The organism is Rhizobium zaerense, from assembly GCF_051810725.1.
GTDB lineage: Bacteria > Pseudomonadota > Alphaproteobacteria > Rhizobiales > Rhizobiaceae > Rhizobium > Rhizobium leguminosarum_I.
Genome location: NZ_CM132690.1, coordinates 1,809,097 through 1,834,006, shown reverse-complemented (window position 1 = coordinate 1,834,006; position 24,910 = coordinate 1,809,097). Strand labels below are relative to the sequence as shown.

The window sequence follows — 24,910 nt, the reverse complement described above, 5'->3', positions numbered from 1 at the left end:
AGCGTTGATGTTTATTTGAAATTTCGCTGATGGCAGAGACCCAGTGGCGGTCGCGCCAGCCGGCGTTTACCAAGGAGGGAGGGCGGGGGGCGCCTACGCGCGTGACCATATTCGACCGTCTTGCCCGAACGAAAAGCGATCACATGCTCAGATTTTGCGCAAGCCTCGGGATCACCCATCCATCATGCCGCACTGCATCACTTAAAATGCCCAGATTTTCACCCGTTTCTCGCAGCGCAAAATCTTTTCCTCGAACTGCGCATGGTTCTTGCATTGCCATTTGCGTTGTATTCAAATGAACAAAAAGGGGAGCCGCGCTTTTGGCATTTGATGAAATGATTACCGGGGACGAAAGTCCGCGCCCGCCTTACGACAAATACTTCGAGTGGTACAACAGCCAAGACCGGGCGCATCTGATTGCCAAGTCCCGCGATGCGGAAAACATCTTCCGGAAGACAGGCATCACCTTCGCGGTCTACGGCCATGCCGACAGTTCCGAAAAGCTCATCCCCTTCGACATCATTCCCCGCATCATCTCCGCCCGCGAATGGCGCAGGCTCGCGCAAGGCATCGAGCAGCGGGTGATCGCGCTGAACGCCTTTCTCGACGATATCTACCACAAGCAGGAGATCATCCGCGCCGGCCGCATTCCGCGTGAGCTGATCGAGAACAATGTCACCTTCATTCCCGAAATGATCGGTTTCCGACCGCCCGGCGGCGTCTACACCCACATCGTCGGCACCGACATCGTGCGCACCGGCGAGGACCAGTTTTACGTGCTGGAGGATAATGCGCGCACGCCCTCCGGTGTCAGCTACATGCTGGAAAACCGGGAAACCATGATGCAGATGTTCCCCGAGCTCTTTCATGAGAACAAGGTGCAGCGCGTCGAGGATTATCCCTATCTGCTGCGTCAGAGCCTCGCCTCGCTCGCCCCTCCCGGCTGCAAGGGCAAGCCGCGCGTCGCCGTGCTGACGCCGGGCATTTACAATTCCGCCTATTACGAGCATTCCTTCCTCGCCGACATGATGGGCGTCGAACTGGTTGAGGGCGCGGATCTGCGCGTCATCGACGGCAAGGTGAAGATGAGGACGACACGCGGTTACGAGGCGATCGATGTGCTCTACCGCCGCGTCGACGACGACTTCCTCGATCCCCTGACCTTCCGCTCCGATTCCGCGCTCGGCATTCCCGGTATCATGGATGTCTACCGCTCTGGCAACATCACCATCGCCAATGCGCCAGGCACCGGCATTTGCGACGACAAGGCGATCTACTCCTATATGCCGGAGATCGTCGAATTCTATACCGGCCGCAAGGCGCTGCTCGAAAACGTGCCGACTTGGCGCTGTTCGGAAGCCGACAGCCTGAAATATGTGCTGGAACACCTGGAAGACCTCGTCGTCAAGGAGGTACACGGCTCGGGCGGCTACGGCATGCTGGTCGGCCCGACCGCATCGAAGAAGGAGCGCGCCGATTTCGCCGAGAAGCTGAAGGCCAAGCCGAACAATTACATCGCTCAGCCGACGCTGTCGCTCTCCACCGTGCCCATCCTCGTCAACAAAGGCATTGCTCCGCGCCACGTCGACCTTCGCCCCTATGTGCTTGTATCCGACAGGGTACAGATCATTCCGGGCGGGCTCACCCGTGTAGCGCTGAAGCAAGGCTCGCTGGTGGTCAATTCCAGCCAGGGCGGCGGCACCAAAGACACTTGGGTATTGGAGGACTGATGCTCGGAAGAACAGCAAACGGCCTCTACTGGATGTTTCGCTACATCGAGCGCGCCGAAAATATAGCCCGCCTGATCGATGCGGGGTTGCGCATGTCGCTGACCCGCAGCAGCACCGGCGATGACAATTGGGATGGCGTTCTACAAAGTGCGGGCGTGCGCGAGGCTTATGACGAAGGCCACAACAAGCTGACCAACGCCGACGCGATCGACTATCTCCTGCGCGATCGCACCAATCCGTCGAGCGTCATGTCTTGCATCGATTCCGGCCGCAACAATGCCCGTATGGTGCGCACGGCGCTGACGCGGGAGACCTGGGAGGCGACCAACGAATGCTGGATCGACTTGAAGTCGCTGCTCGAAAAGCGAGTCAAGGCGGCCGAAATGCCAGAGGTGATTGATGTCATCAAGCGCCGCGCCGGCCTCATCCGCGGCGCCTTCCATGGTTCGACGCTGCGCAACGAGCTCTATAATTTTGCCCGCATCGGCACTTTCATCGAGCGAGCCGACAATACCAGCCGCATTCTCGACGTGAAATATTACGTGCTGCTGCCCTCGGTTTCATCAGTCGGTTCCTCTCTCGACAACGTCCAGTGGGAATCGATTCTGCGCTCGGTCTCAGCGCACCGCGCCTATAGCTGGGCCTATGACGGCGAATACCGGGCGATGAACATCGCCGACTTCCTGACCCTCAATGTCCAGATGCCGCGCTCGCTTGCCTATTGCTACGAGAAGATCGTCAGCAATCTCGGCTATCTCGCCCAGGATTACGAGGAGCGGCTTCCCGCCCACGATACCGCGGATTCAATCCGCAAGACACTGCAGACAAGGGCGATCCGGGACATCATGGATCAGGGCTTGCACGAGTTCCTGGAGGATTTCGTCTCGCGCAATAACAAGCTCGGCGCGGAAATTTCCGACGGCTACCGGTTCTATGCATAAGCGGATAACAATATGAGATTGAAGATCAGCCACCTCACCGAATACCGCTACGACGGACCGACTCAGTTCTCGCTGCAAAGGCTGCGGCTGACGCCGCCGACCAGCCCCGCTCAGAAAGTGCTCGGCTGGGCGCTGAACGTCGAGGGCGCCACGCCAGAAGTCGAATATGACGACCAGTACGGCAATCACGTCAATCTGGTCTCGCTGGAAGGCGAGCAGGATGTGACGCGCATCCTTGCCGAAGGCGAGGTCGAGACGGAGGACAACAACGGCGTCACCGGCCCGCATACCGGCTTCTGCCCGCTTTGGCTCTTCCTGCGCGACACGCCATTGACCAAGGGCGGCAAGCTGGTCAAGGAACTGATCAAGGACGTCGGTGGCGATAACGAGCTCGCCCGTATGCACGCGCTGATGGCAGCAATCCACCAGACGGTCGATTATAAACCCGGCACCAGCAACACCGAGACGACGGCCGAACAGGCGCTGGAGAAAAAGAGCGGTGTCTGCCAGGACCACGCGCATATTTTCATTGCCGCCGCCCGCGCCCTGCAGGTGCCGGCGCGTTACATCTCCGGTTATTTGATGATGGAGGAAAAGGTCGAACAGGCTGCGACCCATGCATGGGCCGAGGCCCATATTCCCGGCCTCGGCTGGGTCGGCTTCGATCCCGCCAATGAGATCTGCCCGGATGCGCGCTACATTCGTGTCGCCTCCGGTCTCTGCTATCGCGACGCCGCGCCGATTTCAGGCATGCGCATCGGCACGCCGGGCGAAACGCTGTCGGTCACCGTGAAGGTCGAGGACGGCGGACAAATGCAAAGCCAGAGCCAGAACTGAGCGGAGCGTACAGATAGCTTTACCGCACGCTGCGAAGGGCCGATAGAATAGCTGCCGAGCTCGCCGCGAAACTAACATATTGGACTTGAATATAGAGACGGACGGTCCCGAAATTCCGCCTGCTTCCGGCGTGTGGCGCACGTCATAATTGCCGTTCGTCAATTTTTCATTGGCCGCAAATGACGGCGATCCGTGCGCTCTTCGAACATGGTGCCAACGAGGATCGCAGCATGGCGGTCTCAAACGGCAAGAGCAGGATTGTTTTGGGCCGCCGGATACCATGGCCCCGTCCCAAGACAGCAACTGACGGCTCCACCCAAAGCCTATCCCGCTGCAAGAACCTGGAGGTGCCCGCGCGCGCCGTAGCTGAGGATCGCCTGGTCGGCCGTAAGTAACGGGACGCGGTGAAAACGGGCTGTTGCAGCGATGATGCGGTCGGCGGGATCGGCATGAAACTCGCCAGGCAGCCGACCACTGTCTATCGCGATGGAAGGCTCAATCGGTGCGAGCTGGATACCGGGCAGAGACAATGCGCTATCGATCCATCGACCGACATCGTCGCCGAGCGCCAGGCGTCCCTTCTGAACAAGCAAGGCGATTTCCCAAGGTGTAATCGCCGAAACCAGAATCCGGCTTTTCTCCGTCATCTCGTCGATGATGCGCCGGGCTTGTGATCCGAGGCGCGCATCGTCCTGCATTGCCCAGACGAGGATATGCGTGTCGATGACGATCAACGAACGGCGCCCCAATCTTCTGCTTCAGCAGCCGGAGATAGCGGATCGTCATAGCGCAATACGCTGCCCTTCATCGCGCCGATGATACTTCTGCGTCCGCTCGTGTCACGTGCCGGCGAAAGCACGGCAACCGGCCTGCCGCGCTTGGTGATGACGATAGATTCGTCGTCCTTCCCCATCTGGTCGATAAGGTTTAGGCACTTCGCCTTGAACTCGGCCGCGCCGACTGTCTTGGACATGACTATATCTCCTGTACATCTATACGGAATATAGGGCCATTTCCGCATTGAACAAGTGCAAAGAAAAAGGCGGGGTGGTGCCCCGCCTTTTTCTCGTTATGGATTGAACGGCGCTAGTGGCTGTCCTTGCCGACCGCATTTCCGCGACATCCTTTGAGGAAGTCGAGGTCGGCGCCGGTATCGGCCCCTTCGACATGCTGCTGATGCAGGAAGGCATAACCGGATGTGGGCAGATCATGGTTCGGCTGCCATTCGGCGAGCCGCCGTGCCAGTTCCTCCTCGGAAACGTCGAGATGCAGCCGACGGTTCGGCACATCCAGCTCGATCATGTCGCCGTTTTTCACGACCGCGAGCGGCCCGCCGACCGCCGCTTCCGGCGATGTGTGCAGCACGACGGTGCCGTAGGCCGTTCCCGACATGCGGGCGTCGGAAATGCGCACCATATCGAGGATGCCCTTCTTGAGCACCTTCGGCGGCAGCCCCATATTGCCGACCTCGGCCATCCCGGGATAGCCCTTCGGCCCACAGTTCTTCATGACCATGATGCAGGTTTCGTCGATATCGAGGTTATCGTCATTGATCTTGGCCTTGTAGTCATCGATGTCCTCGAACACGACAGCCCTGCCCCGGTGCACCAGCAGATGCGGCGAAGCCGCCGAAGGCTTCAACACCGCGCCCTTCGGCGCGAGGTTGCCGCGCAGCACGACGATGCCGCCCGAAGCTGTCAGCGCCTTTTCGGCCGGCAGGATAACGTCTTCGTTCCAGTTGACGACGTCCTTGACCTCGTCCCAGACGGTTTCGCCTGATACCGTCAGCGCATCCTTGTGCAGGAGGCCCGCCTCGCCGAGGCGCTTCAGCACCACCGGCAAGCCGCCGGCATAGAAGAACTCCTCCATCAGGTACTTGCCCGACGGCATCAGGTTGACGATGGTGGGCACGTCACGGCCGCAACGGTCCCAGTCGTCAAGCGAAAGATCGATGCCGACACGGCCGGCGATGGCGAGCAGATGGATGACGGCATTGGTCGATCCGCCGATGGCCGCGTTGGTGCGGATGGCATTTTCGAAGGCATGCTTCGTCATGATCTCGGAGGGCTTCAGGTCGTCCTTGACCATTTGCACGATACGCCGGCCTGTCAGCTGCGCCATGACCTTGCGGCGGGAATCGACGCCCGGGATCGCGGCGTTGCCGGAAAGCGCCATGCCGAGCGCCTCGGCCATGGAAGCCATGGTGGAGGCGGTACCCATGGTGTTGCAGGTGCCCGACGAACGGCTCATCGAGGCTTCCGCCTCGAGGAATTCGGCCTGCGTCATCTCGCCGGCCTTCACCATTTCGGAAAACTTCCACAGATGCGTGCCCGAGCCGACGCGCTCACCACGGAAATAGCCGTTCAGCATCGGGCCGCCAGTGACGACGATCGACGGCAGGTCGCAGGAAGCGGCCCCCATGATAAGTGATGGCGTGGTCTTGTCGCAGCCGACCAACAATACGCAGCCATCCATCGGCTGGCCGCGGATCGCCTCTTCCACCGCAAGCGCCGCAAGATTGCGGTACATCATCGCGGTCGGACGGAAGGTGTTTTCGGATGCTGAGAACACCGGTACCTCAAGTGGGAAGCCGCCGGCCTCCCATACGCCCGCCTTGACCTTCTCGGCGAGCTCTCTGAGATGACCGTTGCACGGGGTCATATCCGACCAGGTGTTGAGGATGCCGATCACCGGCCGACCATCGAACAGGTCGTGCGGATAACCCTGGTTCTTAAGCCAGCCGCGATGATAGATCACATCGCGGCTCGTACCGCCGTACCATTCCTGCGACCTCAGCCTGCGCGGCCATTCCGCTTTCTTTTTCATAGTCTCTATCCTTCAGGATATCGCCGGACCGCCTCGTACGGCCCGGGTTATCGCACTTGTCTCAAGCCAGGGTGTAGGCGGTCTTGACGGTTGTGTAGAATTCGGCGGCGTACTTGCCCTGCTCGCGCGGACCGTAGGACGAACCCTTGCGGCCGCCGAACGGCACGTGGAAATCGACGCCTGCCGTCGGCAGGTTCACCATCACCATGCCGGCCTCGGAATTGCGCTTGAAGTGCGTCGCATGTTTCAGGCTGGTTGTGGCGATGCCGGCCGAAAGGCCGAACGGCGTATCGTTAGCAATGGCAAGCGCCTCGTCGTAATCCTTCGCCCGGATCACCGAGACCACAGGCCCGAAGATCTCCTCGCGCGAAATCCGCATCTGGTTGGTCGCCTCGGTGAACAGCGTCGGCTGCAGGTAGAAGCCGGGCGTGTCGCGCGAGATCACCTCGCCGCCGAAGGCGAGTTTGGCGCCTTCCGACTTGCCGATATCGATATAGTCGGTATCGGTCTTCAACTGCCGCTCATCGACGACAGGGCCGATATGAGTGCCGGCCTTCAGGGCGTTGTCGACGACCAGCGTCTTCAGCTTGTCGGTGAGTGCTGCGACGAACTTGTCGTGAATGCCTTCGGTGACGATCAGCCGCGAAGAGGCGGTGCAGCGTTGGCCGGTCGAGAAGAAGCCGGAATTGGCGGCCGCCTCGACGGCGACGTTGAGATCGGCATCGTCGAGCACGACCATCGGGTTCTTGCCGCCCATTTCCAGCTGGAACTTGCGGTTATGCTCGATGGAGGCGGCGGCGACACGTCTGCCGGTGCCGGTGGAACCGGTGAAGGTGATGCCGTGAACGTCGGGGCTTTCGAGCATGGCCTGACCGACCACCGAGCCCTTGCCCATGACGAGGTTCAGCACGCCCTTCGGCAGGCCGGCGCGGTGCAGGATGTCGACGATCGCCCAGGAACAGGCGGGCACCAGTTCGGCCGGCTTGAAGACGACGGTGTTGCCGTAGCAGAGCGCCGGCGCGATCTTCCAGGCGGGAATGGCGATCGGGAAATTCCACGGCGTGATGATGCCGATGACGCCGAGAGCCTCGCGGGTGATCTCGATGCCGATATTCGGACGAACCGACGGGAGAACCTCGCCGGCCAACCGCAGTGCCTCGCCGGCAAAGAATTCGAAGATTTGCGAAGCGCGGATCACCTCGCCGGTCGCCTCCGGCAGCGTCTTGCCTTCTTCGCGGGCAAGCAACGCACCGAGCTCGTCTTTGCGCGCCATGATCTCGTCGCCGGCCTTCTTCAGGATGACGTGGCGCTCCCAGATGCCGGAGCGCGACCAGGCCGGGAAGGCGGCCTTGGCGGCGGCAATGGCGTTTCTCGTGTCATCAGCGCTGCCGTCGGCATAGAGGCCGACGATCTCGTTCGTATCCGACGGGTTGATGTTCTTCGTCGCGTTCGAGCCGACCCATTCGCCGGCGATCAGGTTTTGATAAATGGTCATGGGCTCAACAAGCCTCCTCTACCGTTTACGAGCATAGATCCGACCGCCGAATGCGGCCGGGTCTTCAAATCAGAGCTGCCTGACGGCGATCTCTTCCTCGGCGGCCACCTCAAGCGGATTGCGGAGCGCCAAGCCGAATTCGGCGACTTCGATCTCGAACACATCGCCCTCTTCGGTCTTGACGCCGTCGGCAAAGGAAAGGGTCGCCGTACCAAACATATGGACGTGAACATCGCCCGGAACACGGAAGAGGCCATATTTAAAATGGTGGTATTCCAGATTGGCGAAGGTGTGCGACATGTTCGCCTCACCGGACAGGAACGGCTTTTCGAAAATCACCTTGTCACCGCGCTTGATGCGCGAGGTGCCGCGAATATCTTCCGGGGCCGCGCCGACGCGGATTTCCGGGCCGAAGCTTGCCGGACGCAGCTTCGAATGGGCGAGATAGAGATAGTTGATCCGCTCGGTGACGTGATCGGAAAATTCGTTCGACAGCGCAAAGCCGATACGGAAGGGCGAGCCGTCCTTGGCGATCACGTAGATGCCGGCCATTTCAGGCTCTTCGCCGCCATCGAGCGCGAAGGAAGGCGAAACCAGCGGCGCGCCGGGGGCTGCGGCTCCATAGCCGTTACCCTTGTAGAACCATTCAGGCTGGACGCCCTTTTCGCCGGCCTTCGGCTTGCCGTTCTCAAGGCCCATCTTGAACATCTTCATCGAGTCCGTCAGTGTTTCCTCAGCGGCTTCCGTGGTCTTCTTGTGCATGGAATCGCGCGTTGCCGCCGATCCCAAATGCGTCAGGCCGGTGCCGGTCAGATGCAGATGGGCGGCGTCGGGATGGGTGATCGGCGGCAAGAAGCGGCCTTCCGCATAGGCCTTTTCAAGATGGACGGCGTCGCCATAGCCATGCGCCTCGATGACTGAGGCAAGGGACTTGCCGCCGTCTGCGGCCTCGATCGCCAGCGCATAGACGCTGACGGCGTTTTTGACCGACTTGGCAGCGCCGCCCGGCTCGCGAACGGCAACGACGATCTCTCCGTTTGCACCCTTGATCTGTGAAATAAGCACGTCTTCGATCCTTCTCGTTTCGGCGAAGACAGGAAAAAGCTCCGCCTGTCCGGCCCCATCAGGAGCCGGAATCCATCATTCATAGGACTGCGAATGCCTGGCTGGCGCTTAGGAAGCGCTCAGCCCTTGTTCTTATTGTAGACGTCGAAGAACACGGCGGCGAGGAGCACCGCGCCTTTGACCATCTGCTGCAGATCGGTGCCGAGACCGTGGATCGACATGCCGTTGTTCATGATGCCCATGATCAGGGCGCCGATAACAGCGCCTGTCACCTTGCCGACGCCGCCCTGGGCGGATGCGCCGCCGATGAAGCAGGCCGCGATCACGTCGAGTTCAAGACCGAAGCCGCCCTTGGCCGTTGCCGAGTTGAGACGCAGGGCAACGATCAGTCCGGCCAGTCCGGCAAGCAGGCCCATGTTTGCGAACGTCAGGAAGGTCAGCCGCTCGGTGTTGATACCGGAAAGTTTCGTCGCCTTCTCATTGCCGCCCATGGCGTAGATGCGGCGGCCGATCGTCGTGCGGCGGGTAATGAAGGCATAGGCAGCCACCAGAACAAGCATGACCATCAGCACATTCGGGAAGCCGCGATAGATCGACAGCTGGTAACCGAGCACCAGAATGGCGAAGGTGACGAGGGCGTTCTGGACGAGGAAAAAGCCCAGCGGCTCGACGTCATTGCCATGCTTTTCATTCGATAGACGTTTGCGCCATGCCAGGTAGAAGAGGGTTACGGCGCCGACAACGGTCAGAATGATCGAGGTCGAGTTGATGCCGCCCATATCGAAAGCGTTCGGCAGGAAGCCGATGCTGATCAACTGGAAAGCCGGCGGGAAAGGACCGATGCTGGTGCCGGTCCCCGATGCCGTCATCACGAACAGCGTCAGGCCGCGGAAGACCAGCATGCCGGCCAGTGTGACGATGAAGGACGGGATCTTGTGATAAGCGACGAAATAGCCCTGGACGCCGCCGACAAGCGCGCCCATGGCAAGGCAGATAATACCTGCCAGGACATAATTGGTGTGCCATTGCACCGTCATCACGCCGGCGATGGCGCCGATGAAGCCGACGACCGAGCCGACGGAAAGATCGATATGGCCAGCGACGATCACCAGCAGCATGCCGAGCGCCATGATGACGATGAACGAGTTCTGCAGAATGATGTTTGTCAGGTTGAGCGGCCTGAAGAGAACGCCACCGGTCGAGAACTGGAAGAACACCATGATCGCGATGAGGGCGATAAACATGCCGTATTCGCGGATGTTGCCGCGAACGTAGTCTCCGACCGAGACGACACGCCCCTGCTCAGCGATGGGTTGATTGATCGGCGTCATTGTTTCTTCTCCCCTGAGCGCATGATAGCGCGCATGATGGTTTCCTGGCTTGCTTCTCCCTTCGGCAGTTCTGCGACGATGCGTCCTTCGTTCATCACGTAGATGCGGTCACACGTTCCGAGCAGTTCGGGCATTTCCGACGAGATCATCAGAACGCCCTTTCCATCGGCGGCAAGCTGGTTGATGATAGTATAAATTTCATATTTTGCGCCAACATCGATGCCGCGCGTCGGCTCGTCGAGGATCAAAATATCCGGATCGGAGAACAGCCACTTCGACAGCACCACCTTCTGCTGGTTGCCACCGGAAAGATTGACCGCCTCCTGGAAGATGCTGGAGGAACGGATGCGCAACTTCGACCGATAGTCGGTCGCAACCCTGGATTCCTTGACGCTGTCGATAACGGACGCATTCGACACCGCCTTCAAATTGACGAGCGTCGTGTTGTGCAGGATCGTGTCGTTGAGGACGAGGCCGAGTTGCTTGCGGTCTTCGGTAACGTAGGCGAGACCTGCGTCAATCGCCTTGCGCACGGTGCTGACGTCGACCGGCTTGCCGTGCATCAGCGCCTCGCCCGAAACCTTGTGGCCATAGGCCTTGCCGAACAGGCTCATGGCGAATTCGGTGCGCCCCGCCCCCATCAGACCAGCGATACCAACGACTTCGCCCTTGCGGACTGTGATGTTGATATTGTGCAGGACCTGACGGTCGCGGTGCTGCTGATGATAGGCGTTCCAGTTCTTGACTTCGAGAATGGTTTCGCCGATCGGCACCGAACGCGGAGGATAGCGGTCCTCGAGATCGCGACCGACCATGTTACGAATGATGATGTCTTCGCTGATCTCGTCCGCGTGACAGTCGAGCGTCTTGACCGTCATGCCGTCGCGCAGGACCGTGATCTGGTCGGCGACCTTGCGGATCTCGTTCAGCTTATGGGAAATGATGATCGAAGTGATGCCCTGCTTGCGGAACTCCATGAGCAGAGTGAGCAGCGCGTCGGAATCGCGTTCATTGAGCGAAGCGGTCGGCTCGTCCAGGATGAGCAGCTTGACGCTCTTCGACAGCGCCTTGGCGATCTCGACGAGCTGCTGCTTGCCGACGCCGATGTCGGTCACCAGTGTGTTCGGAGATTCGGACAGGCCTACTTTCTTCAGCAGCTGCTTCGTGCGGTTGAATGTCTCGTCCCAGCTGATGACGCCGCTCTTGGCATTCTCGTTGCCGAGGAAGATATTTTCGCCGATCGACAGCAACGGCACGAGCGCCAGTTCCTGGTGAATGATGACGATGCCGATTTCTTCTGAGTCCTTCAGGACCTTGAAGTTGCGCGTCTCGCCTTCGTAGACGATGTCGCCTTCATAGCTTCCTGTGGGATAGACGCCTGATAGCACTTTCATCAGGGTCGATTTGCCGGCCCCGTTTTCGCCCACCAATGCGTGGATTTCACCCTGGCGAACCTTGAGGTTCACATTCTCCAGCGCCTTGACGCCCGGGAACGTCTTGGTGATGCTCCGCATTTCGAGGATGGTATTGTCCATAGTCAAAGTTCCAGCGCCGACAGCCGTCAAGCGGCTGGGCGATCATAAAATCGAAGACCGGAACCCGCAAGCGCGGGTTCCGGTCCTTCTCATTACTTCAGCTTGTCTTCAGAGTAGTAACCGCTGTCGACGAGGATCTGCTTATAGTTGGTCTTGTCGACGGCAACCGGCTTCAGCAGATAGGACGGAACGACCTTGACGCCGTTGTCGTAGGTCTTCGTGTCGTTGACCTCAGGCTCCTTGCCAGACATGACGGCGTCGACCATGGCAACAGTGACCTTGGCGAGTTCGCGGGTGTCCTTGAAGATCGTCGAGTGCTGTTCGCCAGCGATGATCGACTTGACCGACGGGATTTCAGCGTCCTGACCGGTGACGATCGGGAGCGGCTGAGCCGCGGTACCGTAACCAACGCCCTTCAGCGAGGAGATGATACCGATGGACAGACCGTCGTAAGGCGACAGGACGGCATCGACCTTGGCGTCGGTGTAGTTGGCCGAGAGCAGGTTGTCCATGCGGGCCTGGGCCGTTGCCGGATCCCAACGCAGTGTGCCGACCTTGTCCATGCCGGTCTGGCCGGACTTCACGACGAGCTTGCCGCTGTCGATGTAGGGCTGCAGGACGGACATTGCGCCATCATAGAAGAAGAAGGCGTTGTTGTCGTCCGGCGAGCCGCCGAACAGTTCGATGTTGAACGGGCCCTTGCCATCCTTGAGGCCGAGGCCGTCAACGATGGAGCCAGCCTGCAGAACGCCGACCTGGAAGTTGTCGAAAGTGGCGTAGTAGTCGACGTTGCCCGAATCGCGGATCAGCCGGTCATAAGCGATGACCTTGATGCCGGCGTCGTGTGCCTTCTGGAGGACGTCGGAAAGCGTCGTGCCGTCGATCGAAGCGATGACGAGAACCTTGGCACCCTTGGTGACCATGTTTTCGATCTGCGAAAGCTGGTTCGGAATGTCGTCGTCGCCATACTGCAGGTCAGTGCCGTAACCGGCAGCCTGCAGCTGCTTGACGATGTTGTTGCCGTCGTCGATCCAGCGGGCAGAAGCCTTGGTCGGCATTGCGATGCCGACGGTGCCCTTATCCGCGGCAAGAGCCGGTGCAACGAACGAAGCGACGCCGAAGGCAGCCGCGGCCATCAATGAGATAATGGATTTCATTTCTCTCTCCCTTGTTAATAAGCAGCGGACGAAAAATCGCCCGCCCCGAAACTGTGGCAGGTTCCGTATTGGATAGTTACTTCAGATGGTGAGAAACGAAGTAGGTCTCCTCCACGATCTCACACGTGTTGAGTGCCAACCAGCACACGGCGGCAAACTGGTATGGATTCCTATAACTGTCAAATAGAATAAGTGCTAACGTGCATAACAATTTTGGTATATCGTTAAAAAGTATTACTTTTGATGGAGCGCAGCGAGGAGGCTGCAACCATGGCGATTATTTCTGAGCCATTTTTGATGGATCACGTCGATATCCACAGCGATAATTTCGGCGATGACGGCCTTTTGCGTGCAGGACTTAAGCTGAATCACCTGCGCATGATCGTCGCAATCGAAGATAGTGGACAGATTTCCGCAGCTGCGGAAGTCCTGAACATTTCGCAGCCCGCCGCATCGCGCATGTTGTCCGAAATGGAATCGATCACCAAGACGTCGCTCTATGAGCGCGTGGCCCGCGGCGTCGTGCTGACGACCTTCGGCGCAGCGCTTGCCCGAAGGGCTCGGAAGATCCTTCTGGAGCTGCGCGAGGCGAGCCGCGAGATCGGCGAACTGAAAAGCGGCAAGGGCGGGTCGGTCTTCATCGGCGCGGTGACGGCGCCGGCCATGAGCCTTGTCGTGCCGGCAATCAACAAGGTGCGCAAAGCCTATCCAGGCATCGAGATCAACATCCAGGTGGAGACGAGCAACGTGCTTGCCCGCGAGCTACTCGCCGCCCGCCACGACTTCGTCATCGGCCGCATTCCCGATGATCTCAACCCGCGCCTGTTCGAGGTGACCGAGATCGGCATCGAACGGGCTTGCCTGATCGTGCGCAGCCGCCATCCGCTCATGAAGCAGAAGACGAGCAGCCTCTCCGACGTCAGGGATTACGACTGGGTGTTCCAGCCGCCGGGCACGCTGCTGCGCCGCACGATCGAGGACGTTTTCCTGTCGCGTGGCGTGGCGCTGCCCGAAAACATCGTCAACACCTCCTCGCTGCTTCTGACCTGTGCCATCATCTGCGAAACCGATGCGATCGCTCCCGTTGCCGTCGACGTCGCCCAGTTCCTTGCCAGCCAGGGCTCGAATGCCTCTGATGTGCGCATGCTGCCGATCGATTTCGACATCAACGTCAAACCTTACAGCATGATCACAGCCAGGGAACGGGCGCTGCCGCCGAGTGCGCGGCTGCTCTACGACATCATCCTCCAGGAGAGTCACAAGCAGGCCGGCTGACGACAGCCGCAAGCCCTGCGCCATCTTGCTCTCTTTTAGTGCGCCTGGAGCAATTCCAGCAAAACTGTGCAGCGGTTTTACGTCCGGAATTGCGCGAACAAAAAGATAGAGCATTTCCGTGATTCGAAGAAAAACGGAGATGCTCTCAAGGAAGGCGGGATGCTGTTCGGACAGTCGGTATTTCAATCAGTCCTCGAGCGGCTGATGGCGGAGGATGAGACGACCGAAGACGCCGAAGCCCCGGCGGCCCATCGTGTCTCCGGTCTCGGCACCGGGCTTGCCTTCGATGTGATGGCGGGCGTCTCAGTCGCCTCGCAGCGCGTCGGCCAGGCCTATTTCGATAATCTGGAACTCGATGCTGTCGCTGGGGTCGTGGAGAAACCGGCGCCTGCGCCTCCACCCGAGCCCATCATGCCGGATCATCTCGTGCGCACGACTCCGCAGGAGGTTGCTGAAGAACTGGCGATCTCCGCCGCCGATACGCTGCTGACACTCCGCGAGAAGCGCCGCGCCTTCGCGCGCGCCAATCATCCCGATGGCGTAGAATTGCCCTTCCGTGACAATGCGACGAAGCGCATGATGCTGGCCAATCTGCTGATCGACGAAGCGCTGCGGCGGTTGAGCCGCTGACTATTCCGCCTGCCCGTCCTTCGAAAGTTTTTCAGCGGCCGCCGCGGGTTCGCCTTCGTCCTCGGCGTCAGGCTGTACGGGCCGCTCGATGGCAGGAGGCTGCGGATTGAAGGTCCAGAACAGCATATAGAAGGAATAGGCGCCTGCCCCGCCGGCCAGCACCGCCCAGAACGGATCGCCGGTGACAAGTTCGACCACGGCCCAGCCGAAGCAGACGGCAACGATGGCAATCCGCACCCAGAGGCGCCGATATGCCGGATGATTCGGATCGATGAGTTTCATTCCTGCCCCGCGGTCGCATTTGTCGCACGGCCGTCGGCCCGTGCCGCGATTGTCTCTAGAGCATGATGCCGAAAAGTGTAAGCGGTTTTCGGACGACGTCATGCTCTAACTATATAATGCAGGACAGGATTCAGATTTTAGGCCGACCGGCCTAAAATCATTCTGTTCTAGGGCCTTTCCTGGTCAGATTAAAGTATTCTCTTGGCTGAAGGGCCGGGCATCTTTCCGCCAGGATCAGAGGCGACCGGCTCCGCACTGACCAAAATCTGCTCCGGCAGAATACTTCAATCCGACTGGGACAGGCTCTGGTTCGAATCTTGCAAATGTGAAAGATCCGCGGGCTTGACGTGGTTCACAGAAGATGGAATGAAAATTCCAGAATTTTGACAATTCGGTTTATTTGTTCCGAATTCAAGGGAGGTTAAAATGACAGTGAGATTTGGTCTTCTCGGCGCCGGCCGCATTGGCAAGGTCCATGCAAAAGCCGTCAGCGGCGACGCCAATGCGACGCTCGTCGCGGTCGCAGACGCCTTTCCGCAGACTGCCGAAGCAATCGCCTCCGCCTATGGCTGCGAGGTCCGCACCATCGACGCGATCGAGGCAGCCAAGGATATAGACGCCGTCGTCATCTGCACGCCGACGGATACACATGCCGACCTGATCGAGCGTTTCGCCCGCGCCGGCAAGGCGATCTTCTGCGAAAAGCCGATCGATCTCGACGTTGCCCGCGTCAAGGCCTGCATCAAGGTAGTGGAAGAGACCGGCGCCAAGCTGATGGTCGGCTTCAACCGCCGTTTCGACCCGCATTTCATGGCGGTGCGCAAAGTCATCGACGAAGGCAAGATCGGCGATGTCGAGATGGTGACGATCACCTCGCGCGACCCCGGCGCCCCGCCGGTCGACTATATCAAACGCTCCGGCGGTATCTTCCGCGACATGACGATCCATGACTTCGACATGGCCCGCTTCCTGCTCGGCGAAGAACCGGTGTCGGTTTTCGCGACCGCTGCAGTTCTCGTCGACAAGGCGATCGGCGAAGCCGGTGACTATGACAGCGTCTCGGTGATCCTGCAGACGAAATCCGGCAAGCAGGCCGTCATATCCAACTCCCGCCGCGCCACCTATGGCTACGACCAGCGCATCGAAGCACATGGCTCCAAGGGCCTGGTCTCGGCCGAAAACCAGCGCCCGGTCTCCATCGAAGTCGCAAACGGCGACGGCTATACCCGCCCGCCGCTGCACGATTTCTTCATGACCCGCTATACCGAAGCCTATGCCAACGAGATCGCCAGCTTCATCGCCGCGATCGAGAAGGGTTCGAAGATCTCGCCTTCCGGCGCCGACGGTCTCGCAGCGCTGGCACTCGCCGATGCCGCGGTTCAGTCCGTCAAGGAAGGCAAGCTCATCAAGATCGGCTGACGGCCCTCTCCCGGCCGGACGCCATGCATGAGATGGCCGGGCGCACGCCCGGCCATTTCGCTTTGGTGGCATCATCGGCCTTGTGCTACAGTTGTCCGGCTGAGCCGATGACGTTAATTCTGTTTGGTTTCAGACGTTTCCTGCGGATCGAGACATGAGCATGATTTTAATGTCACGCGACCTCCCGACCCGAGGAAATCGACGAGACCAGCCCCTTGTATCTGCATGTTAGATTTTATGTGCGATGGAAGCGATTGAGCCTCTGGCTGGGTGGCCACCCAGCCAGAGGCGTGACGAAGTCGCCCGTTTCCCCCTCCGGTTACAACCGTGGATGAGCCTGGGATCTTCGTCATCGTCACGTACGACCGAATAGTCGCTTGGCTTCAACCGCACGCACAAGGCAGGTTACCGTGAACAGAGTTATATGTGGAGTGGATGTTTCGAAGGACTGGCTGGATGCGTTTATCCGCCCGTCCGGGGTTTTTGAGCGTTTCAGCAACGATGCGGCCGGCATCGGCGCGCTGGCTGCGCTCTGCCGGGAGCAGGGTGTCGAGCTCGTCGTCATGGAGGCGTCGGGCGGCTACGAGCGTTCGGCCTTCCTGCTGTTGTGGGAGTTGGGGATCGCCTGCGCGCTTGCCAATCCGCGCCATGTGCGCCGCTTTGCCGAGGCCATGGGCTTTCTGGAAAAGACCGACCGGATCGATGCGGCGATGATCGCCCATTATGCCGAGGCCAGGCGGCTGTCTGCCCTGCCGCCGCCGAAAGCCGCGCAGCTGCGGCTGTCGGCGCTGATGACGCGGCTGTCTCAGGTCACCAGCGATCTGACCGTCCAGAGGCAGCGCCGCAGTGCTGCCCGCGATCAGCAGAGTGTGGCAAGCCTCGACGAAGTGATCGCGCTTCTGGTGCGCCAGAGCCGCACCCTTGAGGGCGAGATTGCCTCGATGATCGACGACGATCCGCTCTGGGCCTGCCTCAACCAAGCCTTTCGCTCGATCAAGGGGGTGGCGGACCGTACCGTTGCCCGGCTGATGGCCGAACTGCCCGAAATCGGCCGAATCTCCAACAAGGCGATCGTCAAACTGGCCGGCCTGGCGCCGATTGCCAACGATAGCGGCAAACGCAGCGGACCCCGGCCGGTGCGCGGCGGGCGCTCCGGACCGCGTGGCATCCTGTTCCTGGTCGCCGCCACCGCGGCCAGGTACGATCCGCATTTGGCTGCCTTCAGGCAAAGGTTGCAGAGCGCTGGCAAGCCAAAAATGGTTATCCGCATTGCGCTCGCCCGAAAACTGCTGGTCATTCTCAATGCAAAAGCACGGGATGCGCGAAGAGAATTCGAATGCGCAACTTGACAACCCAGATAGTCGCTCATCCGGCCCTCGGGCCACCTTCTCCCCGCAGGCGGGGCGAAGGGGATAGGCCGCGACCTCTCCGTTCCCAGCACACCTCTCGCAGGGCACGTCCCCTCGCCCCGTTTACGGGGAGAGGGTTAGGGTGAGGGGCAGCGTCCGAGCGCCCGCGGAACCCCCGTCAAGCCGCCCCCTGGACCCCTGACAGCACGATATCCTCGTCGATCACCGACAGCGCCCGGTTCAAATGTCCTTCGAAGACGAGGATCTGCTCGTCGGCCACTACCCTGATCTCGGGCATGCCTTCCATGCGCACGATATGCGACTGCCCCAGCCCCTCTTCTATCCCTTGCCGAAGCAGGTCGTAATAACGCGTGCCCGGCCCGGTGATGGCGATCGGCATGCGCTCCGTTAGGCTCAGCATGCGCGACAGGCCGTTGCCGAGCGCCAGCCCCGCCTGGCGAAAGGCGAAGGCGGAGACGCGGTGGCCCTGGCGCGCCTTTGCGGCGATCTTGTCGAGTTCCGCCACCGGCACGAACTTTGCCGGAATCGTATCGAGCGGCACCTCGAAGGCGCTGCGTAGGATCGCGTAGAAACCGGCATAGGCCTCGATGCAACCGCGCGTGCCGCAGCGGCAGAGCCCACCATTCGCCATGTGCAGCATGTGCCCGAAATTGGGCGCCGATATCTCCTGGCCTGTCTGGTTCCCGCGCCTCACGATGCCGAGACCGACGCTGTGGCCAAGCGAAAGGGCTGCGAGCGAGCGGAAATCAGCGCCCTTTACCATCTCCTCACGCGCGCCGAGCGCGGCTGCGACCAGCAGCGTCTCGTTGTCGAGGATCACCTTGGCCTGCCATTCCGGCCGGAGTGCCGATTCGAAATCGATCTGGTCGCTGCCGAAGATCGGCGACCAGACGAGAACCGGCTCGGTGGAATTGACCAGCCCCTTGCTGCTGATCGAGATCAGCAGCACCTTTTCTTGGCTGATCTTCGAGCGATCGAGAATGCGCAAAAGCCCGGCCCGCACCGCCGCGACGAAGCGCACGGCACCCGCCGGATCATGCGAACGTTCCTCGCTGAAGCGATCGATCAGCTTGCCGGCATAATCGACCAGCGAATATTGCACCGCATCCGAGGAGATGATGACGACGATGAGATAGCCGCAATCGCGCCGCTGGCGCAGCAGCACGCGCGGCCGGCCGCGGCCGCTTGCCGGCTGCTGTTCTGATTTTTCGATGATCTGGGCTTTTTCCAGCTCAGTGGTGATCGCCGAAATGGTGGCCGATGACAGCCCGGTGGAATCGGAGATTTCGGTATGCGCGAGCGCACCGTGGCGACGCAGCACGGACAGCACGAGCACGCTGTTTCTCTGCCGGACCAGCTCCGTGCTCGACTTGGTCAGCATGAATGCCGCCCTCTCCTCCTGCTTGCTCTTCCCTTGGTTTCCACTGCATCTCCAGCCGATGTTTCGCAAGGAAATTAAGCTGGCAGTGCAGTGTTGACAGTTGAAAAAATCTCTGACACTAAATTTCTCGACTGTCGAGAAAAAAATCCGAACCTTTCTCGACAGCTATTCGCGGTGGCCGGAGGAAGCATGGGCTGGGCCGGTCGCAATCCACTCGGGAGGACATTATGAAGTCTATTTTGAAATTGATGGCAGGTGCTGCCATCCTCGTTTCCGTGCATACCGCTGCCATGGCTGCCGACCTCGTCGTCGGTGTTTCCTGGTCGAATTTCCAGGAAGAACGCTGGAAGACGGACGAAGCCGCCATCAAGAAGGCTCTCGAAGCCAAGGGCGCCAAGTATATTTCCGCTGACGCGCAATCTTCTGCCGCAAAGCAGCTTACCGACGTCGAATCGCTGATCTCGCAGGGCGCCAACGCGCTGATCATTCTCGCCCAGGACTCCGACGCCATCGGCCCAGCGATCGAAAAGGCCGCCGCTGAAGGCATCCCCGTCGTCGGCTACGACCGCCTGATCGAAAACCCGGCTGCTTTCTATATCACCTTCGACAACAAAGAAGTCGGCCGCCTGCAGGCTGAGGGCGTTTTCAAGGCCAAGCCGGAAGGCAATTACGTCTTCATCAAGGGTTCGTCTTCCGATCCGAACGCCGACTTCCTGTTCTCGGGCCAGCAGGAAGTCCTGAAGGCCGCCATCGACGCCGGCAAGATCAAGAATGTCGGCGAGGCCTATACCGACGGCTGGCTGCCGGAGAACGCTCAGCGCAACATGGAGCAGTTCCTGACCGCCAACAACAACAAGGTTGACGCCGTCGTCGCCTCGAATGACGGCACCGCCGGTGGCGCGATCGCTGCTCTCGACGCACAGGGCCTCGCCGGCTCCGTTCCGGTTTCCGGCCAGGACGGTGACAAGGCAGCCCTCAACCGCATAGCTCTCGGCACGCAGACGGTTTCCGTCTGGAAGGACAGCCGCGAACTCGGCAAGCGCGCCGCCGAAGTCGCTCTCGACCTCGCCGGCGGCAAGGACATGAGCAAGATCGACGGCGCCCAGGCTTTCAAGGGCGGTCCCAAGGGCGTCGAAATGCAGTCTGTCTTCCTGAAGCCGCTTGCGATCACCAAGGAAAACCTGAACGTCGTCATCGACGCCGGCTGGATCTCCAAGGCGGAAGCGTGCCAGGGCGTCAAGGCCGACAGCGTCGCTGCCTGCAAGTAAGTCAGGGCTTGTAAACTGGAATTGCCGGCGCCGCAGCGGAACACCGTTGCGGCGCCGGATGCGGATGAGAATTCCAACGACGAAGTTTTCTCCGCCTCGCCGCACCATCGCGGGTTTTCACTCCCTGCCGGAAGGGTGTCGCGACGCCACGCCACCGGTTTCCGGAAGCATCGCGATGGTGAGTTGAAGAACAGACGCATGACGCCGATGGCAGCCTCTAGCACTCCGGCGCGTCCGTCCAAACAAAATGGGGGAACGGCAAACCCATGGCCGAAATGGTAAAATCCACAACATCAAGCGGACCGCGAGCGGCGGAAGCCAGTCCGGTGACCCGCTTCTTCCGCGCCACCGAGATCGACACGCGTCTGCTCGGCATGATCGGCGCGCTCATCATCATCTGGATCGGTTTCCACATCATCACCGGCGGCCTCTTCCTGACCCCGCGCAATCTCTGGAACCTCTCGGTCCAGACGACCGACATCGCGGTGATGACGACGGGCATGGTGCTGATCATCGTCACCCGCAATATCGACCTGTCGGTCGGTTCCGTGCTCGGCCTCTGCGGCATGATCATGGGCGTGACGCAGGCAAAGATCCTGCCGGAATATATCGGCTTCGACAGCCCCTTCACCTGGATGATCACGCTGCTCGTCGGCCTGATCGCCGGCGGCCTGATCGGCACCTTCCAGGGCATGATCATCGCCTTCTTGAATGTTCCCTCCTTCATCGTGACACTCGGCGGCCTGCTCGTCTGGCGCGGCGCGACCTGGCTCGTCACCAGCGGCCAGACGGTTGCCCCGATGGACCAGACCTTCCGCATCATGGGCGGCGGCGCGGAAGGCTCGATCGGCGCCACCTGGAGCTGGATCGTCGGTATCGCCGCCTGCCTCTTCGTCATTGCCAGCATCATCGGCTCGCGCCATCAGCGCCGCCGCTTCGGTTTTCCGCGCCGGCCGATCTGGGCGGAATATTTCCTCGCCATTCTGAGCTGCGTGTTGATCCTCGGCGCGGTCTGGATCGCCAACAGCTATTACTGGCCGATCAACATCGCCAAGCGCTATGCGGAAGCCAACAATGTCCCCTGGCCCGAAACCGGCCTGGATATCCCCTACGGCATCGCCGTGCCGGTGCTGATCGCCATCGTCGTTGGCATCATCATGACCTTCATCGCCACACGGCTGCGCTTCGGCCGCTATGTCTTCGCGATCGGCGGCAACCCCGAAGCGGCCGAGCTCGCCGGTATCAAGACCCGCTGGGTCACCGTGCGCATCTTCGCGCTGATGGGCATTCTCGCGGCCATTGCAGCGGCGATTTCCACCGCCCGCCTCAATGCCGCTACGAACTCGCAGGGTACGCTCGACGAGCTCTACACCATCGCCGCCGCCGTCATTGGCGGAACGTCGCTGGCAGGCGGCACCGGCACGATCGCCGGCGCCATGCTCGGCGCGCTCGTCATGCAGTCGCTGCAATCCGGCATGGTGCTGGCGCATGTCGACACGCCGCTGCAGAGCGTCGTCGTCGGCACCGTCCTTGTCGTGGCGGTCTGGCTCGACACCGTCTACCGCGCCCGTGCCAAGTGAGAGGAGCCCCAGACATGGCTGATCAACGCACTCCCCTCGTGGAACTGAAAAACATCTCGATCTCCTTCGGCGGCATTCATGCCGTGGACAATGCCTCGGTCGATCTCTACCCCGGCGAAGTCGTGGCATTGCTCGGCCACAACGGCGCCGGCAAGTCGACGCTCATCAAGATCCTCTCCGGCGCCTACAAGCGTGATGGCGGCGAGATCCTGATCAATGGCGAGCCGGCCGACATCCGCAATCCGCGCGATGCCAAGAAATACGGCATCGAGACAATCTACCAGACGCTCGCCGTCGCCGACAATGTCGACGCCGCCGCCAACCTCTATCTCGGCCGCGAGCTAAAGACCCGCTGGGGCACGCTCGACGACGTCGCGATGGAAGCCTCCGCCCGCGAAGTGATGGGGCGCCTCAACCCCAACTTCAAGCGCTTCAAGGAGCCGGTGAAGGCGCTTTCGGGCGGCCAGCGGCAATCGGTGGCGATCGCCCGTGCGATCCTCTTCAACGCCCGCATCCTGATCATGGACGAGCCGACGGCAGCGCTTGGGCCCCAGGAGACGGCGCAGGTCGGCGAGCTGATCAAGCAGTTGAAGAAGGAAGGTATCGGCATCTTCCTCATCAGCCACGACATCCACGACGTCTTCGACCTCGCCGACCGCGTCTCGGTGATGAAGAACGGCCAGGTCGTCGGGCACGCCCGCACCGAGGACGTGACCAAGGACGAAGTGCTCGGCATGATCATCCTCGGCAAGGTGCCCACAAAGGCCATCCCCGGCCCCGGCGCCATGCAGATCTGATTGCCGCAAGGTGACAACCCACGACAACAACGCTCCGCCGCCCGCAAGGCCGGCGGAGTTTTTATGCAACTATCCCCAGCCTGGCGGATAAAAACGCCCGTCAAACCGCAAGCATCCGGTATTTCCGAGAATTTCGCGATTGAAGCCAGCCGCAAGCTAGGCTAAGAACCACCCATCGGACAGGCGATTCAAACCGCCTCAAGCATGCACCCGTAGCTCAGCTGGATAGAGTGTTGGATTCCGATTCCAAAGGTCACAGGTTCGAATCCTGTCGGGTGCGCCACCAAACTTGTGGTCCGTTCTGGACACATGGGTTACGGTTTATTCCTGAGACATAGGTAACACTTTCGCGCCGAAAGGGTTCGGCAGCGGTTCGAGCCTGCATGTCTCGTCATCGAAGTATCCCAAGTCGTAATCCATGAAGCTTGCGAGCCAGATATGGTCTTCGACCTGTTTGATGCCGATGGCCTGGCCGGCAAAGACCAGGCTGAGATTGATCTTCTTTCGCTTGTAGCAGATGCGGCCGCATGTTGTGACGGTAACGGTCTGGTCGTGGAACGGATAGTCGAGCTCCGGCAGGCCGCGATAGGATCGTGGTGAGGCGTTGTAGCGCTCTGCCGGGCAAGCCATGTCAAGCGCCTGGTGGGGCCGCTCGGTGTTGAACTCCTCGATGAAGTCGTCGAAGCGGGCCTGCTGCTGCAGGAAATTGGCGCCGGCCGGCTTGGTGGTCTCCAGCTTGAGTGTGAGATGCATGCGTTCATGGCGGCCGTTCTGCTGCGGATTGCCTGGCTTGATGTGCTCGATGTCGATGCCGAGCCTGAGCCACCAGACCGCCAACCGCGACAGATTGAACAATCCGTTGGGGCTGGCGAAGGGTACGCCATTGTCGGTTCTGATCGCCCTGGGCAGGCCGAACTCCTTGAAGACGCTCTCGAACACGGTGAAGGCGTAGGCTTCCTTCGTCGTGTGCAGCGCTTCGCAAGCCAGGAGATAGCGGCTGGCGAAATCAGTGATCGTCAATGGATAGCAGTAGCGCTTGTCGGCGAGCATGAACTCGCCCTTGTAATCGGCGCACCACAGGTCGTTGGGTTGGCGAGGTTGGGAGAGTGGTGTTCCCTGCGCCCTGTTGCGCCGTCGTTTGCGGTGCTGGACCAAGCCGTTGCGGTCGAGCACCGCATGCACGGTCGAGATCGCCGGCGTTTGCACGTCCGGGTAAAGCCGCGCCAGTCGTTCTCTGATCTTCGGTGCGCCCCAGCTCGGCTTCTCCTGCTTGGCACGCACAATCAGCTTCTCGATTTGGAAAGGAAGCTGATTGGCGTGCCGGTAAGGACGTCGCGAGCGATCTGTCAGTCCTTCCAGTCCGCAGGCATTATAGCGGCTGATGATCTTGTGGCCGGTCTTGCGGGAGATGCCGAACTCGCGGCACAGCGCCGCTATCTTCTCGCCATCCAGAACCCGCGCAACGAATTTGAGACGCTCGTCCATAAGGTTACACTCCTGCCAAGGCACCTTCGCTCTCCTCGCAAAGGCCAAAAGTGTAACCCATGTCTCCGGTATGAACTGTCACCCTTCTCTCGGGAAGGACACTGGCGAGCTGGTCGAGAACCTGCGAAAGGGCGTTTCCGATTTTGCCCGGCCCGGCGTCGTTATCCCCCAGCCCAGTTTCGCGCGCGAAGGCCGTGGCGCACTCCACCGTCGTTATCGGCCGTCCGGCCTCACGGAGAGTGCGCAGAGCGAAGCCTCTGCGGTCGAAGTCCCTGAAGAGGTCGGAAACGCCGTCGGTATTCGATCCGTCCCGCTTGCTACGGCGGCGGAACACCCTTGGCTCCGTGCCAGGATCATATTCCGGCTCGTATGTCCGGATGACGACGACGAAAGCGGCCTGCTGCTGCTCCAGCGCGGCGAGCTCCAACCGCAGCTCCTCGATCCTCAAGCGGATCTCGGCCTGTTTCCGCTTCAATTCGTCTGCAACAAGGACCATGCACAATTAC

At 60.5% G+C, this 24,910-nt stretch carries 22 protein-coding genes and 1 tRNA gene; 11 read left to right on the top strand and 12 right to left on the bottom strand.

Going from position 1 to position 24,910, the window contains the following annotated elements:
- Positions 1-320 precede the first annotated feature (320 nt).
- The 3 genes from ACS4RR_RS08720 to ACS4RR_RS08710 are packed head-to-tail and all read left to right on the top strand — an operon-like array spanning position 321 to position 3,508.
- On the top strand, positions 321-1,730 hold the full coding sequence (locus ACS4RR_RS08720; protein ID WP_017965457.1) for a circularly permuted type 2 ATP-grasp protein: 1,410 nt from the start codon (positions 321-323) through the stop codon (positions 1,728-1,730).
- Positions 1,730-2,671, top strand: a complete 942-nt coding sequence (locus tag ACS4RR_RS08715) for an alpha-E domain-containing protein (RefSeq protein ID WP_017965458.1) — start codon at positions 1,730-1,732, stop codon at positions 2,669-2,671. Before ACS4RR_RS08720 ends, ACS4RR_RS08715 begins: the two co-directional genes overlap by 1 nt.
- A 12-nt stretch (positions 2,672-2,683) precedes the next feature.
- Positions 2,684-3,508 (top strand): transglutaminase family protein, encoded by an 825-nt coding sequence (locus ACS4RR_RS08710; protein WP_456189961.1) that lies wholly within the window; start codon positions 2,684-2,686, stop codon positions 3,506-3,508.
- Positions 3,509-3,831: 323 nt separating this feature from the next.
- Here ACS4RR_RS08710 and ACS4RR_RS08705 read toward each other — a convergent pair whose 3' ends face one another.
- The 8 genes from ACS4RR_RS08705 to chvE form a co-directional block, all read right to left on the bottom strand.
- Complete coding sequence (locus ACS4RR_RS08705) at positions 3,832-4,242, bottom strand: type II toxin-antitoxin system VapC family toxin (protein WP_260109208.1); 411 nt, start codon at positions 4,240-4,242, stop codon at positions 3,832-3,834.
- Positions 4,239-4,481: a type II toxin-antitoxin system Phd/YefM family antitoxin gene (locus ACS4RR_RS08700; protein WP_456189960.1), complete on the bottom strand. Its 243-nt coding sequence runs from the start codon at positions 4,479-4,481 to the stop codon at positions 4,239-4,241. The genes ACS4RR_RS08705 and ACS4RR_RS08700 overlap by 4 nt, the downstream gene beginning before the upstream one ends.
- 113 nt (positions 4,482-4,594) lie before the next feature.
- Positions 4,595-6,334, bottom strand: a complete 1,740-nt coding sequence (gene araD / locus ACS4RR_RS08695) for an L-arabinonate dehydratase (RefSeq protein WP_162116441.1) — start codon at positions 6,332-6,334, stop codon at positions 4,595-4,597.
- 61 nt (positions 6,335-6,395) lie between these two features.
- On the bottom strand, positions 6,396-7,829 hold the full coding sequence (locus ACS4RR_RS08690) for an aldehyde dehydrogenase family protein (protein ID WP_017965463.1): 1,434 nt from the start codon (positions 7,827-7,829) through the stop codon (positions 6,396-6,398).
- 69 nt (positions 7,830-7,898) lie between these two features.
- Positions 7,899-8,894: an AraD1 family protein gene (araD1, locus tag ACS4RR_RS08685; RefSeq protein WP_456189959.1), complete on the bottom strand. Its 996-nt coding sequence runs from the start codon at positions 8,892-8,894 to the stop codon at positions 7,899-7,901.
- A gap of 119 nt (positions 8,895-9,013) precedes the next feature.
- A complete protein-coding gene (gene mmsB, locus ACS4RR_RS08680; protein WP_456189958.1) occupies positions 9,014-10,225 on the bottom strand; it encodes a multiple monosaccharide ABC transporter permease in 1,212 nt (403 codons plus the stop codon).
- On the bottom strand, positions 10,222-11,760 hold the full coding sequence (mmsA, locus tag ACS4RR_RS08675; protein WP_164577199.1) for a multiple monosaccharide ABC transporter ATP-binding protein: 1,539 nt from the start codon (positions 11,758-11,760) through the stop codon (positions 10,222-10,224). Before mmsA ends, mmsB begins: the two co-directional genes overlap by 4 nt.
- A 92-nt stretch (positions 11,761-11,852) precedes the next feature.
- On the bottom strand, positions 11,853-12,917 hold the full coding sequence (gene chvE, locus ACS4RR_RS08670; RefSeq protein WP_003561803.1) for a multiple monosaccharide ABC transporter substrate-binding protein: 1,065 nt from the start codon (positions 12,915-12,917) through the stop codon (positions 11,853-11,855).
- A 270-nt stretch (positions 12,918-13,187) separates the two neighbouring features.
- Here chvE and ACS4RR_RS08665 point away from each other — a divergent pair, with 270 nt between their 5' ends.
- Positions 13,188-14,192, top strand: a complete 1,005-nt coding sequence (locus ACS4RR_RS08665; RefSeq protein ID WP_260296808.1) for a LysR family transcriptional regulator — start codon at positions 13,188-13,190, stop codon at positions 14,190-14,192.
- Between the two features lie 159 nt (positions 14,193-14,351).
- A complete protein-coding gene (locus ACS4RR_RS08660; protein ID WP_170257238.1) occupies positions 14,352-14,822 on the top strand; it encodes a hypothetical protein in 471 nt (156 codons plus the stop codon).
- Here the strand turns inward: ACS4RR_RS08660 and ACS4RR_RS08655 are convergent, their stop codons facing one another.
- On the bottom strand, positions 14,823-15,104 hold the full coding sequence (locus tag ACS4RR_RS08655; RefSeq protein ID WP_260296809.1) for a hypothetical protein: 282 nt from the start codon (positions 15,102-15,104) through the stop codon (positions 14,823-14,825). It lies immediately after the preceding gene.
- 426 nt (positions 15,105-15,530) lie between these two features.
- Between ACS4RR_RS08655 and iolG the strand changes: the two genes are divergently transcribed.
- Both iolG and ACS4RR_RS08645 read left to right on the top strand, forming a co-directional pair.
- Positions 15,531-16,523, top strand: coding sequence for an inositol 2-dehydrogenase (iolG, locus tag ACS4RR_RS08650; protein WP_017965470.1), 993 nt, complete (start codon positions 15,531-15,533; stop codon positions 16,521-16,523).
- A gap of 410 nt (positions 16,524-16,933) precedes the next feature.
- Positions 16,934-17,872 (top strand): IS110 family RNA-guided transposase, encoded by a 939-nt coding sequence (locus ACS4RR_RS08645; RefSeq protein ID WP_260109994.1) that lies wholly within the window; start codon positions 16,934-16,936, stop codon positions 17,870-17,872.
- 178 nt (positions 17,873-18,050) lie between these two features.
- Here ACS4RR_RS08645 and ACS4RR_RS08640 read toward each other — a convergent pair whose 3' ends face one another.
- Positions 18,051-19,274, bottom strand: coding sequence for an ROK family transcriptional regulator (locus tag ACS4RR_RS08640; protein WP_456189957.1), 1,224 nt, complete (start codon positions 19,272-19,274; stop codon positions 18,051-18,053).
- 227 nt (positions 19,275-19,501) lie between these two features.
- Between ACS4RR_RS08640 and xylF the strand changes: the two genes are divergently transcribed.
- From xylF to ACS4RR_RS08620, 4 genes are all read left to right on the top strand, one after another.
- Positions 19,502-20,542, top strand: a complete 1,041-nt coding sequence (gene xylF / locus ACS4RR_RS08635) for a D-xylose ABC transporter substrate-binding protein (RefSeq protein WP_170257241.1) — start codon at positions 19,502-19,504, stop codon at positions 20,540-20,542.
- A 266-nt stretch (positions 20,543-20,808) separates the two neighbouring features.
- The gene (locus ACS4RR_RS08630; protein ID WP_260109212.1) at positions 20,809-22,122 is read left to right on the top strand and encodes a sugar ABC transporter permease; all 1,314 of its coding nucleotides are present in this window, start codon (positions 20,809-20,811) and stop codon (positions 22,120-22,122) included.
- Positions 22,123-22,136: 14 nt separating this feature from the next.
- The gene (locus ACS4RR_RS08625) at positions 22,137-22,919 is read left to right on the top strand and encodes an ATP-binding cassette domain-containing protein (protein WP_131711977.1); all 783 of its coding nucleotides are present in this window, start codon (positions 22,137-22,139) and stop codon (positions 22,917-22,919) included.
- A gap of 206 nt (positions 22,920-23,125) precedes the next feature.
- A tRNA-Arg gene (locus ACS4RR_RS08620) sits at positions 23,126-23,202 on the top strand.
- Positions 23,203-23,240: 38 nt separating this feature from the next.
- Here ACS4RR_RS08620 and ACS4RR_RS08615 read toward each other — a convergent pair.
- Positions 23,241-24,428 (bottom strand): IS481 family transposase, encoded by a 1,188-nt coding sequence (locus tag ACS4RR_RS08615; protein ID WP_456189956.1) that lies wholly within the window; start codon positions 24,426-24,428, stop codon positions 23,241-23,243.
- The gene (locus tag ACS4RR_RS08610; RefSeq protein ID WP_260109214.1) at positions 24,409-24,900 is read right to left on the bottom strand and encodes a hypothetical protein; all 492 of its coding nucleotides are present in this window, start codon (positions 24,898-24,900) and stop codon (positions 24,409-24,411) included. The genes ACS4RR_RS08615 and ACS4RR_RS08610 overlap by 20 nt, the downstream gene beginning before the upstream one ends.
- Between the last annotated feature and the right edge of the window lie 10 nt (positions 24,901-24,910).

Excerpts from the sequence above, each read along its gene's own strand:
- ACS4RR_RS08630 (WP_260109212.1), top strand. The coding sequence starts at position 20,809 with ATGGCCGAAATGGTAAAATCCACAACATCAAGCGGACCGCGAGCGGCG.
- xylF (WP_170257241.1), top strand. The coding sequence starts at position 19,502 with ATGAAGTCTATTTTGAAATTGATGGCAGGTGCTGCCATCCTCGTTTCC.
- ACS4RR_RS08625 (WP_131711977.1), top strand. The coding sequence starts at position 22,137 with ATGGCTGATCAACGCACTCCCCTCGTGGAACTGAAAAACATCTCGATC.
- ACS4RR_RS08610 (WP_260109214.1), bottom strand. The coding sequence starts at position 24,900 with ATGGTCCTTGTTGCAGACGAATTGAAGCGGAAACAGGCCGAGATCCGC.
- ACS4RR_RS08715 (WP_017965458.1), top strand. The coding sequence starts at position 1,730 with ATGCTCGGAAGAACAGCAAACGGCCTCTACTGGATGTTTCGCTACATC.
- ACS4RR_RS08710 (WP_456189961.1), top strand. The coding sequence starts at position 2,684 with ATGAGATTGAAGATCAGCCACCTCACCGAATACCGCTACGACGGACCG.
- ACS4RR_RS08690 (WP_017965463.1), bottom strand. The coding sequence starts at position 7,829 with ATGACCATTTATCAAAACCTGATCGCCGGCGAATGGGTCGGCTCGAAC.
- ACS4RR_RS08655 (WP_260296809.1), bottom strand. The coding sequence starts at position 15,104 with ATGAAACTCATCGATCCGAATCATCCGGCATATCGGCGCCTCTGGGTG.
- iolG (WP_017965470.1), top strand. The coding sequence starts at position 15,531 with ATGACAGTGAGATTTGGTCTTCTCGGCGCCGGCCGCATTGGCAAGGTC.
- ACS4RR_RS08700 (WP_456189960.1), bottom strand. The coding sequence starts at position 4,481 with ATGTCCAAGACAGTCGGCGCGGCCGAGTTCAAGGCGAAGTGCCTAAAC.
- chvE (WP_003561803.1), bottom strand. The coding sequence starts at position 12,917 with ATGAAATCCATTATCTCATTGATGGCCGCGGCTGCCTTCGGCGTCGCT.
- mmsA (WP_164577199.1), bottom strand. The coding sequence starts at position 11,760 with ATGGACAATACCATCCTCGAAATGCGGAGCATCACCAAGACGTTCCCG.
- ACS4RR_RS08660 (WP_170257238.1), top strand. The coding sequence starts at position 14,352 with ATGCTGTTCGGACAGTCGGTATTTCAATCAGTCCTCGAGCGGCTGATG.
- araD (WP_162116441.1), bottom strand. The coding sequence starts at position 6,334 with ATGAAAAAGAAAGCGGAATGGCCGCGCAGGCTGAGGTCGCAGGAATGG.
- ACS4RR_RS08665 (WP_260296808.1), top strand. The coding sequence starts at position 13,188 with ATGGCGATTATTTCTGAGCCATTTTTGATGGATCACGTCGATATCCAC.
- mmsB (WP_456189958.1), bottom strand. The coding sequence starts at position 10,225 with ATGACGCCGATCAATCAACCCATCGCTGAGCAGGGGCGTGTCGTCTCG.
- ACS4RR_RS08640 (WP_456189957.1), bottom strand. The coding sequence starts at position 19,274 with ATGCTGACCAAGTCGAGCACGGAGCTGGTCCGGCAGAGAAACAGCGTG.